Consider the following 17,763-nt stretch of genomic DNA (forward strand, 5'->3'; position numbering starts at 1 on the left):
CTTAACACAGCGTTCACAGCCGCCCGCCGGACCAGAAATGGTCCTCGTCGAATGTTGACCTCGAAGAGCACTCCCGGCTGCATACCCGAGCAGCCCCATCCCTCCCGAGGAGTTTCGTGTGAACAGCACTGCCACCAAGCGGATCCTGGCTGCCGGCGTCGTCATCGCCGCGCTGGGTCTGACCGCCTGCAGCACCACCGCCGACGCCGACACCGGCAGCGGCGCAGCCGAATCGAAGGGCGCCGTCGCGATGGGGTTTGCCGGAGCGGACATCACGATCTGGAATGACCAGCTCGAGATCATGCGCCCGATCGTGGAGGAGGCCGGATACGAATTCCTCACGGACGACCCCCAGTGGGACGTGAACCGACAGGTCTCGAGCTGGCAGGCATGGATCAACCGCGGCGACGTGAAGGCGATCGCGGGCTATCCCGTCACGCCGGACGCCATGGTGCCGGTCACTCAGCAGGCCGCCGCAGCCGGCATCCCGGTGTTCGGCTACCTCGTCGGATGGGAAGGCACTGCGGGCACTACTGTCGTCGATTCCTACGACGGGGGCTACCAGCTGGCCGCGAACGCCGCGACCGAGCTGAAGGGTGTGGGCGCGGAGGACGATCTCACCGTCGTCCTGGTCGGCAGCCGCGACAGCGACTTCTCGGCAGAGGCGATGGACGGACTCGCCGAAGGGTTCACCTCGGTCCTTCCCGACGCGTCGATCGTCGAACAGACCGCGATCACGCGTGAGGAGGGGTACAACATCACGAAGGCGCAGATGACCGCCGACCCCGAGAGCCACGTCTGGCTGGGCGCGTCGAACGACACGATCCTCGGTGTCTATCAGGCTCTCATCGAGGACGGGGTCGCGCCCGACGACCCGGACTTCTACCTCGCGAGCCGAGACGCCACCAACGAGACGCTCGACCTCATCAAGATCGACGGATCCATCTACCGGACCTCGCTCGTCGTCCCGGCGCAGGACCTCGCGGAGGCGAACGCACAGCTGCTCATCGACGGCGCTGAGGGCAAGGACACCAGCGACATCGTCGTGCCCGGCGTCCTCGTGACTGCCGAGGACGCGGACGACTACTACGTCGGCTGACCTCGAGCCCGGGGGCGGCGTCGCACGTCGCCCCCGCCCCGTCCTTTCCCAGATGAGGAGCCCCGCATGACCACGCCTCGCCTCGCCTTCGACGACGTCACCGTCGATTTCGGCGTCACCCGCGCGCTCGACAGCGTCCACCTGGCCTTTGCCCCGGGCGAAATCGTCGGCCTGCTCGGACATAACGGCGCCGGAAAATCGACGCTCGTGAACGTCGCGACCGGCGCCGTTCGAGCCACGGGCGGTCGAATGCTGATCGACGGTGAGCACGTCACCGCCGACACCCCTCGGCAGGCGGCGGAGCTCGGGATCACCGTCATCCACCAGACCCCGGCACTCGTGGGCAACCTGACCGTCCTCGACAACCTCTACCTCGGACGAGGGCGCACAGGACGATCCAAAGCCGACCGCGATGCGGCACGCGCAGCACTGGCGGAGGTGGGCGGCGATGACCTCACACTCGACACGATGGTCTCGACACTCGAGCTCGGCCAGCGCCAGGTCGTCGATCTGGCCCGCGGACTTCTCCACGGGGCGATGAAGGTGCTCCTTCTCGATGAGCCCACGGCCGCTCTCGGCCAGGCGGAAACAGACGCCCTCCACGGGCTTATCCGTCGACTCGCGGCATCAGGGACTACCGTCATCTACGTCTCGCACCGCCTCCCCGACATCATCGAGGTCTGCGACCGCGTTGCGATCCTCCGCGAGGGAAAGGTCGCCGGTGAACACCCCATCACCGGGCTCACCGCCGACGCACTCGCAACCGCGCTCGTCCCCGATCTCCAGACCGCCGACCATGTCCCGGCCGTGGTCGGTGAGCGCGTTCTGGAAATCACCAGCCCCCACCACATGACCTTCCACGCGGGCGAGGTCGTCGGGCTTTTCGGGGTCGCGGCCGGAGAGCAGTTCGAGTTGCTCAACGCCCTTCATGGGGCGGGCGGCGTCACCGCGGTCCTGGACGGTTCCGACTACCGCGCCCGCACGCCTCTCGAGGCGATTCGTCAGGGTGTGCATCTCGTCGTGGCGGACCGCGACCGCGACGGCCTCATCGCCGGCCTCTCCGCCCGCGACAACGTCTACCTCCCCTGGCAGGGAAGGCGCGCGAACGGTCGGAAGGTTGCGCCAACGCATCGCGCGCGCAGCGCCGGCTATGCCGATGCCCGGCAACAGCTGGGCATCGTCGGTCCCGGTGCCGACTCGCCGATCGCCGCGTTCTCGGGTGGCAACCGCCAGAAGCATCTGCTGGCGGCGTGGCTGTACCCGGCGACCCCCAAGGTGCTGCTGCTGGCGCAGCCGACCCAGGGTGTCGACGTGGGGGCGAAAGCCGACATCCGTCGCGCTGTGCGACAAGCAGCGGCCGGCGGAGCGACCGTGCTGGTCGCCAGCGCCGAAAGCGATGAGATCGCCGGGCTGTGCGATCGCAGCTACGTGCTCTCCGGCGGAAGCATGGCTGAGCTCCCACGAACGCCTGAATTCGACTCCGCACTCCTTCAGACCCTCCTCGACCTCATCCCCACGAAGGGCGCGTTCGCATGAACATCACACAGCTGAAGATCCTGCTCGCCAAGAACGGCGCAATCGTCGCGCTGATCCTGTTGGTGCTCGTCTTCACGATGCTCAACCCGCGGTTCGTCCAGCCGGGCAACCTGATCACGATCGTGCTGTCGATGGCGGAGGTCGGCATCATCGCCATCCCGCTCGCCTACCTCGTCATGAGCGGCTCCATCGACCTCTCCGTCGGATCGGTTGCGAGTCTCGGCTCCGTGGCGTGCGGGTTGGTGGCCACGGCGAGCGGGAGCATCTGGCTCGGCATCATCGCGGGTACCGCTGCGGGAATCGTCACGGGCATCGTCACCGGGGTCCTGGTCGAATACCTGCGACTGAACCCGCTCGTCGTGACCCTGGGTCTGCTCAACGTGTGGGCCGGCCTCGCCCTGTTCCTCACGAACGGTCGGACGATCACAGGTCTTCCGACCGAGTCGCGGTCCGTCGCCGGCTTCGCCCTGTTCGGGGTCGTGCCCCTGCCGATGCTCCTGCTCTTGGTCGTCACCGTCGCCGCGTGGTGGGTTCTCAATCACCGTCCGTTCGGTCGACAGCTGCTCGCGGCGGGCGGCAATCAGCGCGCTGCCTTTCTCATGGGGATCAATGTACGGTCGGTCCGACTCCGCCTGTTCGTGCTGACGGGTGTCGCTGCCGCGTTCGCCGGCGCACTGATGACTCTGAAGCTGCAGGCGGGCTCCCCTACGACCGGGCAAGGGCTCGAGTTCAGCGCGCTGACGGTGGTCCTACTCGGCGGCGTCGCCGTCGCCGGGGGCGCCGGCCGCATCAGTGGCGTCATAGCCGGACTGCTGTTCGTCGGTGTGCTGCGAAACGGCCTCGTCATCCTCGGGGTCAGCCAGTTCCTTCAGACCATGATCGTCGGTCTCACCCTCGTCGTCGCGATCTCCCTGGACGAGACCCTGCAGCGCGTCCTGAAGTCGGCATGGAACCGCTTGGCCAAAGAGCGAACCGCGGAGCGAACCACGCTCACAGAGGAAGCCCCCACAGAGACCGCCGAACCCGTCCGCAGCTGATCCCTCGCTGCCGCCACTCCCCGCAAATCACAAGGACCCACGCCATGACCACTGACGCGCCCGTCTCGCTCTCTTCGATCATGGACGGCAACAGCTTTCGCATCGCCGACCTCGACGGACTTCCGCCGACCTCCCGACAGCTCGTCCTCCGACGGCAGGCGAGCCTCGGACCGAGCTACCGGCTGTTCTACCGGCAACCCGTCCACGCTGTGTCCGGGTCGGGTGCCTACATCTACGACGCTGACGGCACCCGCATCCTCGACGCCTACAACAACGTTCCCAGCGTGGGTCATGCCCATCCCGCGGTGGCGGATGCCGTCGCCAGCCAGATGCGCACGCTGAACACCCACACGCGGTACCTCCAGGACGGGATCGTCTCCTATTCCGAGCAGTTGCTGGCAACGCTTCCCGACCACATCGGGTCCATCATGTTCACCAACTCGGGGTCGGAGTCGAACGATCTCGCCATCCGCATCGCTCGCCTGTGGACCGGCGGGCAGGGCATAGTCGTCACCGCGGAGGCCTACCACGGGACGACCGAACTCCTGAGCCGGATGTCGCCGGCGATCTCCGGCGGCTTCCCTGATGACGCCGCAGTGCGCATCATCCCCGCCCCGGACTCCTACCGGGTCGAGACCGACGACATCGGGGCATGGTTCGCCGATCGCGTGCGACAAGCGTTCGACGACCTGCTGAACCACGGCATCCGCCCCGCCGCGCTGCTCGCCGACTCGATCTTCTCTTCGGACGGCATCTTCCCGGACCCACGAGGATTCCTCGCCCCCGCCATCGATGTGGTCCATGAGTACGGCGCGCTCTTCATTGCCGATGAAGTGCAGCCCGGCTTCGTTCGCACCGGACAGACGTTCTGGGGCTTCGAACGTCACGGCGTCGAGGCCGACCTCGTGTCGATGGGCAAGCCGATGGGCAACGGCATCCCGGTGGCCGCGCTCGCCGGCAGCGCCGACATCCTCGCGCGGTTCGGCCAAGAAGTGCCCTACTTCAACACTTTCGGCGGCAACTCCGTCTCCATCGCCGCCGCTCAAGCCGTCCTCGACGTGATCCAGTCGACGGATCTCATCCGATCGGTCGACCGCACCGGCGCCCTCATCCGTGATGGCATCCGCTCGCTCGCGGTGGGGCGCCCCCTCATCGGCGACGTGCGTGGTTCCGGCCTGTACATCGGCGTCGACATCGTGACGGACCCCGAGACGAAGACCCCCGACTCCGTTGCGGCGCTTGGGCTCGTGAACGCGCTCCGTCAGCGGAATGTGCTCATCAGCGTTGCCGGCCCGGGGAACAACGTGCTGAAGATCCGACCGCCGCTGGTGTTCGCGGAGCCTGAAGCCGACCTTCTGCTCGCCACCCTCGGGGGCGTCCTCGATGAGGTCGCGCCTCGATGAGCTGGCCAGAGGCCACCGATCTCATACCTACTACCTCATACCCGGAGGAACGATGACCGCATCCATCTCGACTGGCGCGCTCCGCAGCGCCACCGCCGCTGACCTCGTCGCCGGCTACCGCAACGGGACCATCTCTCCCGTCGACGCGACCCAGGCGGCGATCGACGTCGCCACCACTGCCGGCATGGAACTCAACGCGGTAGCCGTGATGAATATCGAGCAGTCACTCGAAGTGGCGGCGGAGAGCGCCGCGCGCTGGGCCGCGGGAACTCCCCTCAGCGAGCTCGACGGTGTCCCGGTGTCGGTCAAGGACAGCTTCCCGATGACGGGTCTACCTCGCTGGCACGGCAGCAAGCTCAACGACACTGCGCCGGCATCCGCGCACGACGGCGCACCGGTTCGACGGCTTCGCGAGGCCGGGGCAACCCTCTTCGCCAAGACCTCTATGCCTGACTTCGGGCTGATCGGCGCCGGCGTGAGCTCTCAGTTCGGAATCATCCGCAACCCCTGGAACCCGGCACTGAATCCGGGTGGCTCCTCCAGCGGCTCGGGAGCCCTCGTCGCACTCGGCGCAGGCCCCCTATCGATCGGTACTGACATGGGCGGCTCCGTTCGGCTTCCCGCCGCCTTGTGCGGTCTTGCCGGGCTCAAGCCCACGCAGGGTCGCATCGCGTACGACCCGCCGAAGCTCATCGGCAGCGCGGGCCCTATGGGACGGACAGTGGCCGACATCGCCACTCTCCTGCATGTCGTCGGCAAGCCCGATCCGACCGATCACCTCAGCTTGCCGGGCTCCTTCGAGATGGATGGCCTCCCGGCATCCTCCCTCGCAGGTGCCACGGTCGGTGTCCTCCTTGAGACGGATGTTCCGGGCGGCGTCGACGAGGAGGTGGTCGATGCGGTGCGCGCCCAGGCCGCGATCCTGTCGGCCCACGGCGCAACGGTCATCGACATCGGTGGTCCGCTCTGGACGGCCGCCGAGCGCGAGAGCTTCATGACGGTCCTTTCGACACGGGGGCTGCCGGAGCTGCTCGCGGTGCCGGAGGAGATGTGGCCGCTCCTGCCGCCCCAGTTGCTTTCTCAGCTACTGAGTCGCACCGACCTCACTGCGGTACAGCACGTGACCAACGAGAAGAGGCTCGAAGGCGTACGGGCGAAGATCTCCAGCACCCTCACCGCCTACGACTACGTCCTCTCACCGGTCACCCCGGTCGTCTCCTTCCCGGCGGAGAACGTGACCCCGGTCCGCAACGATTACTCCCTCGACCACATGGTCTTCACGTCGCCGTACAACCTGACGAGCATGCCGGCCGGCACCGTCCCGGTCGCGATGTCGGCGTCGGGGCTGCCGATCGGCGTGCAGATCGGCGGGCGTCGGTTCGACGACGCGGGCGTGCTCGGCATTCTGGCACTTCTTGAGCGCGAACGCGGCTTCGATCCGGCGTTCCCATTCCCGGAGACGCCAGGAGCGTGATCGACCGGCTGAGCGGCCTGCCCGACCCATGGGCCGCGCTCGATTGGAAGCCGACGGGCATCGGGTCCGGCCTGCTCAGCTGGCAGGGTGCCTCCCATGAAAGCTGGCAGGCGATGACGGACGGCGGCGAGCGTGTCATCGCCAAGATCCCTCGGCCGCACGCGGTCGGGAGCGCGGCGGCACTCGCGCGCTCGGCGGCGTCGGCTGCGGGTGTCGGACCTGTTGTCCTGGCGCACGATATTGCCTTGGGGATGACCGTCGAAGCAGCCCTCGGTGATGGGTGGCGCGTCGCGACCGGCCTGCGCTTGCAGCGGACCCCGGGGGCGGTTCACGCGGTCGCCGCCGCGCGTCGGGTGTTCCGCGAATCGGAGGCGACGCTTCCTGCGCGTGACCTCGGCGCGGAGGCTCAGGCCATGCTGGACGCGTTCTCCGCCGCCGGCGCGTCGCTCCCCCTGGTCGTGGCGCCAGTCGCTGCCGTCCTGCCGCGACTGCGGGAGGCCGTCGCGAATGGTCCGGATCCACTCCCCGCGTGGCTGTCGTCGGAGATTTCCGACATCCAGCTCGGCCCGGATGGCGAGGTGCTCCTCACGGGCGGCACGACAGCCGGTCTGGCCGATCCGCTTGCGGATATCGGCGCTCTGCTCACCGAGCTTTCGCCGACCGTGCTTCCCGCCGAGGAGGCGTTTCCCGTGCTGTGGGGTGATGCGCACCCTGGGGCGTTCGCCCGGGCCAGGCTATGGGGAGTGATCGCTGACCTCTGGGTGCTCCTGCGGGCGATGCAGGCCCACGCTATGGAACCCGAATCCGACGTCGGATACGTGGGCTATCTGATGTTCCGCACGTGGCACGCGGAGCACCTGGTCCTCACGGGCGAGATCGACACACTCGTCGCTCAGGCAGGGATGGGCTGGAAGTGAACGCGATCGCGTGGCACGAGTGCGGGGCCGCTGCATTGAGGTCGGCCCTGCCCACCTTGACCGGCTGGCCCTTCGGGACTGAGCTGCGCATGGAGCGGATCTCGTCGGGCACGACCAACGTCAACTGGCGGATGATCACGCCGGGCGGCGTCTACTTCCTCAAAGTCCCGGGGCTCGGCGCCGAGGCGTTCGTGAACCACGAGGTCGCGCACGAGGCTGCCGTCGTCGCCGCATCCACCGGGGTCGGCCCGGAGATGCTCTATGTGGACCCTCCATCGGGCATTGAGGTCAGCGCTTTCCTGACGGGGTACCGTTCATCGACAGCCGGCGACCTGCTCTCGCCTCAGGGCATGTCGGAGGTGATGCGCCTCTACCGTCAGCTACATGCAGGCGGGCAGTTGTCGGTCACCAAAACTCTGTTCGACATGATCGACGAGCACCAGGCGCAGATCGCCGCTGTCGGCCGTACCCTCCAGCCGTATCAATTGGAGGTGCAGGAGCGGTGGCAGCCGATCCGTGATCGGTATCTCGCCGCGGGTCTGGAGATCGTGCCCGGTCACAACGATCCGAACCCACCCAACTTCATGGTGAAGCAGGGTGCACCGATGATGCTCATCGATTTCGACTACGCGGCGAACACCGACCGCTACTACGAGCTCGGCGCCTATCTGACGATCATGGGCATACCTGGGGACCTCAAGAGTTCCCTGTTCGAGCAGTACGCCGGGACCCCGCCCTCGGCTGGCCAGCTCGCGCGGCTCTACCTCTCAGGACTGGGCACGCTGGTCAAATGGGGCCACTGGGCGCTCTACAACTCCGTCGTGCGCGACGTCGACTTCGACTATGAGAAGTACGGCGCCGGGATGCTTCTCGGTGCACTCACCATGCTGCGCAGCGAGGAATGCGCCCGCGCCGTGGCAGCGCTGTAGTCGTCGGACCTGTTTCGAGGCGAGGAACGATCGCAGCAGGCTCCGCTCCTCAGGATTCCCATGACGTTGGCTGCCGTGCTCGACCCTGGCCGCCACCACGCGCGGGGGCGAGCGTTAGCCGTACTCTCCGCACGCCCGCCCGTGGTCACAGTGACGCCGGCCCGACGCCGAGGCAACCCGGTCACACGTGCGCGATGAAGGCGCCTGGTTTGTCGTGCTCGCGGATCTCGAAGGCCGGGCGCAGACCCGCGTCCTCGAGCAACGCGATCTGCGCGACGAAGCTCTCGTGCGCGACGTACACCGTCGCCGACAGTCGCCACTCCTCGCGGAACCAGCGTCGCAGTTCGTCGACGACGGTCACGTCACCGCCCTGTTCGCGCCACGAGGTGAGCACCCAGAAGTAGACGACCGCGTCGACGTCGGCCCAGGCGAGGCTGCCGGTCTGCCTGACGTCGGCGCGGGTGAGAAAGGTGGCTTCCGTGGGGAAGACGTAGACGCACCCGAGGCAGACTCGGTCGTCGGGATCCGCCACCGTGTAGGTGAATGCCCGTCCCGCCTCGTGTCGCTCGATCATGCCGGCGACGTCCGCCCGATTGTCGTCGACGGTGAAGTCATCGGATGGCCAACCCGACTGTTCCCACAGCCGGAGGTCAACGCGGCTCGCGACCACCGCAGCGAAGTCACGCTCGACATCGTCCTCGCCGATCGGCCGGAGGAGGAAGTCCGCGCCGTGACGTCCCGCGGACACGACCATGTCGGCGGGGAACGCCATGTGCTGCCTCCTCGGGCTCTGTCGGATGGGATGCCGCTCAGCGGACCGCGTTCCGGGCAGTGTACGTGACGGGTCCAATCGGACGATCGCCAGGTTCCGGGGGCGCGATCCGTCGGCTCCGGCGTCGCGACGCGTCCCCGGAACACTCGGCGGCGACCCGCGCCGCCCCGTCAGCCGAGCGCGATCGGCTCGGGCTGGCGTTCCGCGTCGGCCGACTCCTGCAGCGCCGACTTCTGGCGCAGCGGCGGGGTGCGGAAGAACAGCGTCAGCACGAAGGCGATCAGAGCGACACCCATGGCCACCCAGTACACGCTCACCGTCGACTGGTTGAACGACACCAGCAGCGGCTTCGTCAGACGCGCGTCGGCTCCGTTGAGGAAGTTGCGGCGGCATCCGGTCTGAGGCGCGCTCTTTCGGGGTATGGAGGCCCGTGCGACACGGCTGGTACGGATCGTCCACACGGGCAGGCTCGCACCGAGCGTCGGATGAGCGGACTCATCCCGATCGCCGCCCGTCACACCACGCGGGCGCCGCCCCGCCAGACCGCGGCGGTCAGCGGCATCCCGGGACGGTAGGCGATGTGCGTCGCGGACGGAGCGTGGAGCAGGTGCAGGTCGGCACGATGGCCGACGGCGATCGAACCGATCGCGCCCTCGCCGCGGTCGCGGCCCAGGGCGATCGCGCCGCCCCGGGTCGCGGCGCGGACGGCCTCGTGCACGCTGAGGCCCATCTGCAGCACCGCGGTGGCGACGCAGAACGGGATCGAGCTCGTGTACGACGTGCCGGGGTTGCAGTTCGAGGCGATCGCGACCTCCACGCCGGCGTCGAGCAGACGCCGGGCCGGCGCGAGCGGCGCGCGGGTCGAGAGGTCGCACGCCGGCAGCACGGTGGCGACGGTGTCGCCGGCGGCGAGCGCGTCGAGGTCGGCGTCCGAGACGAAGTTGCAGTGGTCGACGCTCGCCGCCCCCAGCTCCACCGCGAGGCGGATGCCCTCGCCGTGGCCGAGCTGGTTGCCGTGCACCCGCAGGCCGAGGCCAGCGTCGCGGGCGGCCGTGAGCACCTCGCGGGACTGCTCAGGGCTGAACGCCCCCCGCTCGCAGAACACGTCGGCCCACGACACGTGCGGGCGGACCGCGTCGAGCATGGGCCCGCACACCAGTCGCACGTAATCGTCGGGGTCGATGCCGGCGGGCACGAGGTGGGCGCCGAGGAACGTCGCATCGTCGGCACCGGTGGCGGCGATCCGCGCGCTGCGCTCCTCGCTGGAGACGTCGAGGCCGTAACCGGTCTTCGTCTCGATCCAGGTGGTCCCCTGCGCACGCGCCTCGCGCACCCGGGCGGCCACCAGCTGGGCGAGCCGCTCGTCGGTGGCGGAGCGCGTGGCATCCCGCGTCACCGCGATCCCACCGGCGGCGTAGCTCTGACCCGCCATGCGGGCCTCGAACTCGGCCGTACGGTCACCATCGAAGACGAGGTGGGTGTGCGAGTCGACCCAGCCGGGCAGGAGCGCGCGACCGTCGGCATCCACCAGCTCGTCGGCAGCGGGAGCGTCTGCGGCGGAACCGACCCAGGCGATGCGATCGCCATCGACGACGACGGCGGCATCGCGCAGGACGCGCTGTTCGTCGTCGACCGTCATCAACTCGCCGATGCGGGTGATCAGGGTCGTGCTCACGCGAGCACCGCCTTTCGCAGCAGATCGCCGACCGGTCCGAGGTCGGTGTGGGTGCCCCGGGTCGCGCGGTCGCGCCCGCCGATGACGACACGGGTGACGTCGTGCGCAGTGGCCGTCAGCACCAGCTGGCCGGGGTCGCTGCCGGCGGTGCGTGCGCTCCCCTCGTCGACGACGAGGAGGTCGCACGGCTGGCCGACCTCCAGGTTGCCGATCCGACGCCCGACCGCGTCCGCACCGCCGCGGGTGAGCGCGGCGACGAGCTCGACAGGCGAGAACCGCCCGCGCTCGCCCGACGCGAGCCGCTCGCCGTGCTCGAGCGCGCGGGCTTCGAGCAGCGGGTCGACGACGGCGTGCTGATCGGTGCCGAGGGCGATGCGGGCACCGGCATCGGCGAGGCGACGAGCAGGACCCACCCCGTCGCCCAAGTCGGCCTCGGTGGTCGGGCACATCACGATCGTCGCGCCGGCCGACCCGAGCGCCCCGATGTCGTCGGCGGTGAGATGGGTCGCGTGCACGGCCGACAGCCGCGGCGACAGCAGGCCGCTGCGGGCGAGCAGCGCCGTCGGCGTCAGACCGGTCGCCGCGAGGCACGCCGCGTTCTCGGCGGGCTGCTCCGACAGGTGGACGTGCAGCGGGATCGAGGAGTCGAGTTCCGCGCCGATCCGCTCGAGCGCGTCGACGGGCACAGCTCGCACCGAGTGGATCGCGGCACCGACGACGACCTCGGGGTGGTCGTCGGCGAGCCGGGACCGCAGCGACGACAGCCGCGCGAGCCACGCCCCGGCATCCGCGTCGCCGAAGCGTCGCTGAGCCGGTTCGAGGGGCGAGCCGAAACCGCTCGAGAGGTAGCACGTGTCGAGCAGGGTCAGACGGATGCCGGTGGCCCTCGCCGCGCGCGCGAGCGCGCGCTCCATCGCATGTGCAGGCTCGTAGGGCCGGGCGTCGGGCGTGTGGTGCACGTAGTGGAACTCGGCGACCGATGTCCACCCGGCTGCCACCATTTCGGCGTAGACGGCCGTCGCGACGCGCTCGTACGAGTCCGGGTCGAGGCGTCCGGCCTCGCGGTACATCAGCTCGCGCCAGGTCCAGAAGCTGCCGCCGTCGGCGTGGGTGCGCCCGCGCAGCAGACGGTGGAACGCGTGCGAGTGGGCGTTGACCGTCCCGGGCAGCACGAGTCCGTCGAGGCGGTCGTCCGCGGCATCCGGCGTCGCGTCGGTCTCGACCGCGGCGAGGGTGCCGTCGGCTGAGGCCGTGAGGCGCACGCCGGTCGCCACGCCGTCGCCGACCCACGCGCGCGGCGCCCAGAACGTAGTCACGACAGCAGCTCCTGCAACACGTCGGCGAGGGCCGCGGCCGACGCGTCGGCGTCGGCATCGACCACGTGCTCCTCGGGCGAGTGGGAGATGCCCGAGGGGTTGCGGACGAACAGCATGCCGGTGGGGACGACGCTCGCGAGGATGCCGGCGTCGTGACCGGCGCCGGTGCGCAAGAACGGAGAGTCCGGCAGCACCGAGCCGAGGCGGCGGGCGAGCGCGGGGTCGAACCCGACGGTGGGGCTCCATGACTCCTCGACGAGCACGGCCTCGCATCCCTGGGCAGCGGCGACCGATCCGCACATGAGGTCGATGTCGGCGATGAGGCGTCGCGTGACGTCGTCATCGGGATGCCGGGCGTCGATCCAGAAGTCCACCGACGACGCGATGACGTTCGTGCCGCCGGGCACAGGCTCGAACCGGCCGACGGTGGCGCGCGCGTCGTCCACGGCGCCGGCGAGCTCGGCGATCCGCCCGACCATGGCCGCGGCGGCGACGACCGGGTCGCGCCGGTCCGCCATCAGCGTGGTGCCGGCGTGGTTGCCCTCGCCGCGCACCGACACCTTGAACCGACCGTGGCCGAGGATCGATTCGGCGACGGCGAACGACCGGTCGAGGTCGATGAGACCGCGACCCTGCTCGACGTGCAGCTCGACGAAGACCCCGATACGCGCGAGCGTCTCGGGGTCGGGGCCGATCCCGGCAGGGTCGACACCGCTCGCCGCGAAGACATCGGCGAGGGTGTCGCCCTCGCGGTCGGTGAGCCGGCGCGCCGCGTCGGGCGAGAGCGCTCCGCTCAGCAGCCGGGAGCCCAGACAGGCGACGCCGAAGCGCGAGCCCTCCTCCTCGGGGAACACCGCGATCGCGAGGGGTTTCGCGGGTATCGTCCCCCGCGCACGCAACACGTCCACGGCGGCGAGCGCCGCCGCGATCCCCAGCGGACCGTCGAACGCGCCGCCGCCCGGGACCGAGTCGAGGTGGCTGCCCGTGACGACGGCGCCCGGGCCCGGAGTGCCCCACCAGGCCCAGATGATGCCGTTGCGGTCGACCTCGACGTCGAGCCCCCGCGCCTCGGCCTCACCGACGAACCACGCACGCAGATCGCGCTCCGCGGTCGAGAACACCGGGCGGGCGTACCCGCCGCTGCGGGGATCGCGGCCGATCCCGGAGATCGCGCCGAGAAGGCTGGTCACGGAGGTCATCGTCAACGTCCTTCGAACGTGGGGGTCTCGCGGGCGCGGAAGGCGCGCATGCCCTCCGTCCGATCGGCACTCGCGGCGATCAGGGCCGAGAGGGCACGCTCGTGGGCGATCGCCGCGCCGAGGGGCATCTCGAAGCCGGCGAGCACTGCGGCCTTGATCATCCCCGCGGCGACGGGTGCCCCCTCGGCGATCTCGTCGGCGGTGGTCTGGGCGGCGACATCCACCTCGTCCGACGGCACGACCCGGCTGGCGATGCCCAGGCGTGCCGCATCGGCACCGCTGATGCGACGGGCGGTGAGCAGCAGGTCGAGGGCGACCGCTTTGCCGACGGCGCGCAGCAGTCGCTGCGTGCCGCCGGCACCGGGGAGGATGCCGAGGCGCACCTCCGGGAACCCGAGCACCGCGTCATCGGCGATCACGACGACGTCGCACGCGAGGGCGAGCTCGAGCCCCCCTCCGAGGGCGTACCCGCGGACGGCGGCGACGAGGGGCGTGCGGATCGCGGCGACCGCATCCCAGTGCTCGCTGAAGCCACTGCGGTACAGGTCGACGGCGCCCGCTGAACCGAGGTCGCCGAGGTCAGCGCCCGCGGCGAACGCCCGCTCGTCACCCGCGACAACGATCGCGCGGACAGCCGGGTCGGCGTCGAATCGATCGAGGGCGGCGACGAGGGCGCCCAGGGTGTCGGCGTCGAGCGCGTTGCGCTTCTCGGGGCGCGCGATCGTAACGGTCGCGACGTGACCGCGCGTCTCTTCTCGCACACTCATGCGTCCGCCCCCGTACGCCGGGCGGTGAGGAGTCGGACGACGGCGTCGCGTTCCGCACGCGCGCGGTCGGCGTCGGCCGGCGACCACGGGTAGAAGCCCCGGCCGCTCTTGGCGCCGAGGGCGCCCTCGGCCACGAGCGCGGCGACGGTGCGCGGGACACCACCCGAGGCAGCCAGGTCGGCCATCAGCATGCCCGACACCTTCTCGACGACGTCGAGTCCCGCGAGGTCCATGAGCGCGAGCGGCCCGAAGGCCGACCAGCGCGGGGCGAGGGTCGTCTGCACTGAGCGGTCGACGTCGGCGGGCGTCGCGATCCCCTGCTCGACCAGGGCGATGGCTTCGCGCAGGATCGCGTACTGCAGCCGGTTGACGACGAAGCCGGGCACGTCGCGGTCGACGACGATGCTGTCGCGGCCGAGGTCGGCGGCCAGGTCTCGAGCCTCGGCGACGGTGTCGTCGGAGGTCAGTTCGCCGCGGACGACTTCGACGAGCGGCATGACCGTCGGCGGATTGAACCAGTGCAGGCCGACCAAACGCGTCGGGTCCGCGAGCGCCGTCGCGATGTCGGTGATGCGGACGCTCGAGGTGTTCGTCGTCAGGAGGGCACCCGCCGCGACGATCGGTTCGATGCGCGAGAGGATGTCGCGCTTGAGCGCGAGGTCCTCGGCGACGCTCTCGATCACGAGACGGGCGCCGCGCGCCGCGTCATCGAGGTCGGTCGTCGTGGCCACCCGGCCGACGGCGGCAGCATCGTGGGCGGCGACGATCGCGAGGGCGGCCTCGAGGGTCGCGGTGCTTCGCGAGTAGAGCCGCACGTCGTGGCCGTGCGCCGCGAGGACGGCGGCGACGCCTGCCCCCATCGTGCCGGCGCCGAGGACGGCGACGGGTGCGGACGCGGCGCTCACGCGACCACTCCCGCGGCGCGCAGCCGCGCGATCTCGGCGGCGTCGAGGCCCAGATCGTCGGCGAGGACGGCGTCGGTGTGCTGGCCGAGCGTGGGCGCGGGCGCCTGGGCCGCGGCATCCGTCCCACTGAAACGCACCGGCTGGGGCACGAGCGGCACCGCACCGGCGACGGGGTGCTCGACCGTGCGCACGAGTCCGCGGGCGCGGGCATGGTCGCTGTCGGCGAGCTGCGCCACGTCCCAGATGGGTGCGGCGGGCACGCCGGCTGATTCGAGGGCCGTGACGGCCTCGTCGACCGCGCGCGCACCCGTCCACCGCTCGATCTCGCTGCGCAGGTCCTCCTGGTGTGCGAGGCGGGCGGGATCGGTCGAGAACCTCGGATCGTCGAGCCATTCCTGCCGGCCGAGCGCGGTCGCGAGCCGGACGAAGAGGGCGTCGTTCGCGACGGCGATGACGATGTGGCCGTCGGCGCAGGCGTACGCGTCCATCGGAGCGCTGATGGGGTGAGCGTTGCCCAGGCGGGCGGGCGCGGCCGCCCCCGCGAGGACCTGCGAGAGGGCGACCATCTGCAGCGAGAAGATCGCGTCGAGCATCGCGACGTCGACGTGCTGACCGACGCCGGTCTGCGCCCGCTGGAGCAGCGCGGCGAGCGCGCCCCATGCGCCGTACATGCCCGCGACGACGTCGCCGATCGCGTCGCCCACCCGGGTCGGCGGGCCGTCGGCCCATCCGGTCGCCGACATGATGCCGCCCATCGCCTGCACGATGTGGTCGTAGGCGGGCCGGTGAGAGAGGGGACCCGTCTGGCCGAAGCCCGAGATGCTGACGTAGACGAGGCGCGGGTTGATCGCGCGCACGCTCTCCCAGTCGAGGCCGAGACGCGCCGTCACCCCGGGTCGGAAGTTCTCGACGAGCACATCGGCGTCGGCGATGAGCCGCTCGAGCAGGGCGCGGCCCTCCTCGGACTTCAGATCGAGCGCGATCGACCGCTTGCCCCGGTTCACGAGCATGAAGTAGCTGCTCTCGCCTCCGATGTGCGGGGTGAAGTGACGGGAGTCGTCGCCGCGGCCGGGCAGCTCGACCTTCGTCACCGTCGCGCCGAGGTCGGCGAGCATCGTGGCGCACAGCGGCCCGGCGAGGACACGGGAGAGGTCGAGCACGCGGACGCCGTCGAGCGGGCGGGGGGTCTCAGTCGACACGGGAGTCTCCTTCGGATGTGGACGTGGTTTCGTGGACGACGAGGGCGAGGATGCCCCCGGTCACGAGCGAGGTGACGGCGTCGATATCGGGAGCCATGAACCGATCGGTGTCGCGGGGAGCGACCCGCTCGCGGATCGCCGCGTGCGCCCGGGCGGTGCCCGCCCCTGCCGTGAGCGGCGCATGGAACTCCAGCGCCTCAGCGGCGCAGAGCAGTTCGATCGCGATGATGCGCTCGGCGTTGGCGACCGCCTGGCGCGCCTGCATGGCCGCCGTGGTCCCCATGCTGACGTGGTCCTCCTGACCGGCGCACGTCGGCACGGTGTGCACCGACGCGGGGGCGGCGAGCGCGCGGTTCTCGCCGGCGAGAGCGGCCGAGACGTAGGGCGGGATCATGAACCCCGACATCCCCGGAGTGCCGGCTGCCAAAAAGGCCGGCAGACCGCTGAGGGCCGCGTGCGTGAGCCGGTCGGCGCGGGCCTGCGACATCGTGCTCACCTCGGCCACCGCGATGGCGAGGGCGTCGAGGGCGAGGGCGACGGGGGCGCCGTGTCCGTTGCCGCCGGGCAGGGCGACGAGTTCGTCGTCCTCCACGACGAACACCGGATTGTCGGTGACGGCGTCGATCTCGGTCTGCACCGCGGCCTCGACGTAGGCGAGCGCGTCGCGCACCGCGCCGTGCACCTGCGGGATGCAGCGCAGGCTCAGGGCGTCCTGCAGCCGGTGGTCGCGGTGCGCCGCAAGGATTTCGCTGTCGGCGAGGAGGGCGTTCAGCCGCCTGGCAGTCTCGACCTGACCGGGATGCGGCCGCAGCGCCTGCAGGCGGGGGTCGTACCCGCGGGTGTTGCCCCGCAGCGCCTCGAGCGACATCGCGCCGGCGAGATCGGCGACGTCGACGAGGGCGCGAGCGCCGGCGACGGCGAGCGCACCGATCCCGGTGATCTCGTAAGTTCCACTGATGATCGCGTGCCCCTCGCGGGCCTCGGGCACGAGGGGGCGGATCCCGGCTCGCTCCAAGGCGACCGCGGCGGGCACACGTTCGCCGGCGAACCAGGCTTCACCCTCGCCGAAGGCGACCAGGCCGATGTGGGCGGTGGCGGTGAGGTATCCGACGGAACCCTGCGAGGGTGCGACCGGGGTCACGCCGCGATTGAGCATCGCGACGAGGGTCGTCACGAGCACGGGACGGATGCCGCTGTGTCCCCGGGACAGGGCACGGACGATCGCGGCGGTGATGGCCCGCGTCGCCGGCTCGTCGTGAGGGGTGCCCACACCACTGGCGTGGCTGCGCAGCATCCCGAGCTGGACATCGGCGACGGTCTGCTGGACGGCCCCGACCTTGTAGAGGTCACCGACGCCGGTCGTCAGTCCGTAGATCTGCTGACCCGACGTGGCGAGGGCCTGGAGGAGGCGGTTCGTCCGCTCGACGGCGGCGAGCGCCTCATCCGACACCCGCACGGGTGCACCGTGAGCGACCGCGACGAGCTCATCGATCGAGGTCGACCCGAGCCCGAAGACCACCTCCTCCCGGTCCATC

At 70.4% G+C, this 17,763-nt stretch carries 16 protein-coding genes; 7 read left to right on the forward strand and 9 right to left on the reverse strand.

Annotated features, from left to right (window positions below; translation table 11 throughout):
• Positions 1 to 118 precede the first annotated feature (118 nt).
• The 7 genes from ACIGEP_RS10335 to ACIGEP_RS10365 all read left to right on the forward strand — a co-directional run bounded on the left by ACIGEP_RS10335 (position 119) and on the right by ACIGEP_RS10365 (position 8,395).
• The gene (locus ACIGEP_RS10335) at positions 119 to 1,099 is read left to right on the forward strand and encodes a sugar ABC transporter substrate-binding protein (RefSeq protein ID WP_396661537.1); all 981 of its coding nucleotides are present in this window, start codon (positions 119 to 121) and stop codon (positions 1,097 to 1,099) included.
• A 66-nt stretch (positions 1,100 to 1,165) separates the two neighbouring features.
• Positions 1,166 to 2,635: an ATP-binding cassette domain-containing protein gene (locus ACIGEP_RS10340; protein ID WP_396661538.1), complete on the forward strand. Its 1,470-nt coding sequence runs from the start codon at positions 1,166 to 1,168 to the stop codon at positions 2,633 to 2,635.
• Positions 2,632 to 3,672, forward strand: coding sequence for an ABC transporter permease (locus ACIGEP_RS10345; protein WP_396661539.1), 1,041 nt, complete (start codon positions 2,632 to 2,634; stop codon positions 3,670 to 3,672). Before ACIGEP_RS10340 ends, ACIGEP_RS10345 begins: the two co-directional genes overlap by 4 nt.
• Before the next feature lie 44 nt (positions 3,673 to 3,716).
• Positions 3,717 to 5,075, forward strand: coding sequence for an aspartate aminotransferase family protein (locus tag ACIGEP_RS10350; protein ID WP_396661540.1), 1,359 nt, complete (start codon positions 3,717 to 3,719; stop codon positions 5,073 to 5,075).
• 52 nt (positions 5,076 to 5,127) lie between these two features.
• On the forward strand, positions 5,128 to 6,549 hold the full coding sequence (locus ACIGEP_RS10355) for an amidase family protein (RefSeq protein WP_396661541.1): 1,422 nt from the start codon (positions 5,128 to 5,130) through the stop codon (positions 6,547 to 6,549).
• The gene (locus ACIGEP_RS10360; RefSeq protein WP_396661542.1) at positions 6,546 to 7,466 is read left to right on the forward strand and encodes a hypothetical protein; all 921 of its coding nucleotides are present in this window, start codon (positions 6,546 to 6,548) and stop codon (positions 7,464 to 7,466) included. The genes ACIGEP_RS10355 and ACIGEP_RS10360 overlap by 4 nt, the downstream gene beginning before the upstream one ends.
• Positions 7,463 to 8,395: a phosphotransferase gene (locus tag ACIGEP_RS10365; protein ID WP_396661543.1), complete on the forward strand. Its 933-nt coding sequence runs from the start codon at positions 7,463 to 7,465 to the stop codon at positions 8,393 to 8,395. The genes ACIGEP_RS10360 and ACIGEP_RS10365 overlap by 4 nt, the downstream gene beginning before the upstream one ends.
• A 181-nt stretch (positions 8,396 to 8,576) precedes the next feature.
• Here the strand turns inward: ACIGEP_RS10365 and ACIGEP_RS10370 are convergent, their stop codons facing one another.
• The 9 genes from ACIGEP_RS10370 to hutH all read right to left on the reverse strand — a co-directional run bounded on the left by ACIGEP_RS10370 (position 8,577) and on the right by hutH (position 17,762).
• The gene (locus ACIGEP_RS10370) at positions 8,577 to 9,167 is read right to left on the reverse strand and encodes an N-acetyltransferase (protein WP_396661544.1); all 591 of its coding nucleotides are present in this window, start codon (positions 9,165 to 9,167) and stop codon (positions 8,577 to 8,579) included.
• A gap of 170 nt (positions 9,168 to 9,337) precedes the next feature.
• Positions 9,338 to 9,628: a hypothetical protein gene (locus ACIGEP_RS10375; protein WP_396661545.1), complete on the reverse strand. Its 291-nt coding sequence runs from the start codon at positions 9,626 to 9,628 to the stop codon at positions 9,338 to 9,340.
• A gap of 53 nt (positions 9,629 to 9,681) precedes the next feature.
• Entirely contained in the window at positions 9,682 to 10,806 is a 1,125-nt protein-coding gene (hutI, locus tag ACIGEP_RS10380) for an imidazolonepropionase (protein WP_396661979.1), read from the reverse strand.
• 32 nt (positions 10,807 to 10,838) lie between these two features.
• Positions 10,839 to 12,158 (reverse strand): formimidoylglutamate deiminase, encoded by a 1,320-nt coding sequence (locus tag ACIGEP_RS10385; protein WP_396661546.1) that lies wholly within the window; start codon positions 12,156 to 12,158, stop codon positions 10,839 to 10,841.
• Positions 12,155 to 13,357 (reverse strand): allantoate amidohydrolase, encoded by a 1,203-nt coding sequence (locus tag ACIGEP_RS10390; RefSeq protein WP_396661547.1) that lies wholly within the window; start codon positions 13,355 to 13,357, stop codon positions 12,155 to 12,157. Before ACIGEP_RS10390 ends, ACIGEP_RS10385 begins: the two co-directional genes overlap by 4 nt.
• 2 nt (positions 13,358 to 13,359) lie before the next feature.
• Positions 13,360 to 14,124 carry an enoyl-CoA hydratase/isomerase family protein gene (locus ACIGEP_RS10395; protein ID WP_396661548.1) on the reverse strand — a complete coding sequence of 255 codons (765 nt, stop codon included), beginning with the start codon at positions 14,122 to 14,124 and terminating at the stop codon, positions 13,360 to 13,362.
• Entirely contained in the window at positions 14,121 to 15,029 is a 909-nt protein-coding gene (locus ACIGEP_RS10400) for a 3-hydroxyacyl-CoA dehydrogenase family protein (protein ID WP_396661549.1), read from the reverse strand. The genes ACIGEP_RS10395 and ACIGEP_RS10400 overlap by 4 nt, the downstream gene beginning before the upstream one ends.
• Positions 15,026 to 16,228, reverse strand: a complete 1,203-nt coding sequence (locus ACIGEP_RS10405; protein ID WP_396661550.1) for a CaiB/BaiF CoA transferase family protein — start codon at positions 16,226 to 16,228, stop codon at positions 15,026 to 15,028. The genes ACIGEP_RS10400 and ACIGEP_RS10405 overlap by 4 nt, the downstream gene beginning before the upstream one ends.
• The gene (gene hutH, locus ACIGEP_RS10410) at positions 16,218 to 17,762 is read right to left on the reverse strand and encodes a histidine ammonia-lyase (protein WP_396661551.1); all 1,545 of its coding nucleotides are present in this window, start codon (positions 17,760 to 17,762) and stop codon (positions 16,218 to 16,220) included. Before hutH ends, ACIGEP_RS10405 begins: the two co-directional genes overlap by 11 nt.
• Position 17,763: the final 1 nt, after the last annotated feature.

Source organism: Microbacterium sp. NPDC077663 (assembly GCF_044542795.1).
GTDB lineage: Bacteria > Actinomycetota > Actinomycetes > Actinomycetales > Microbacteriaceae > Microbacterium.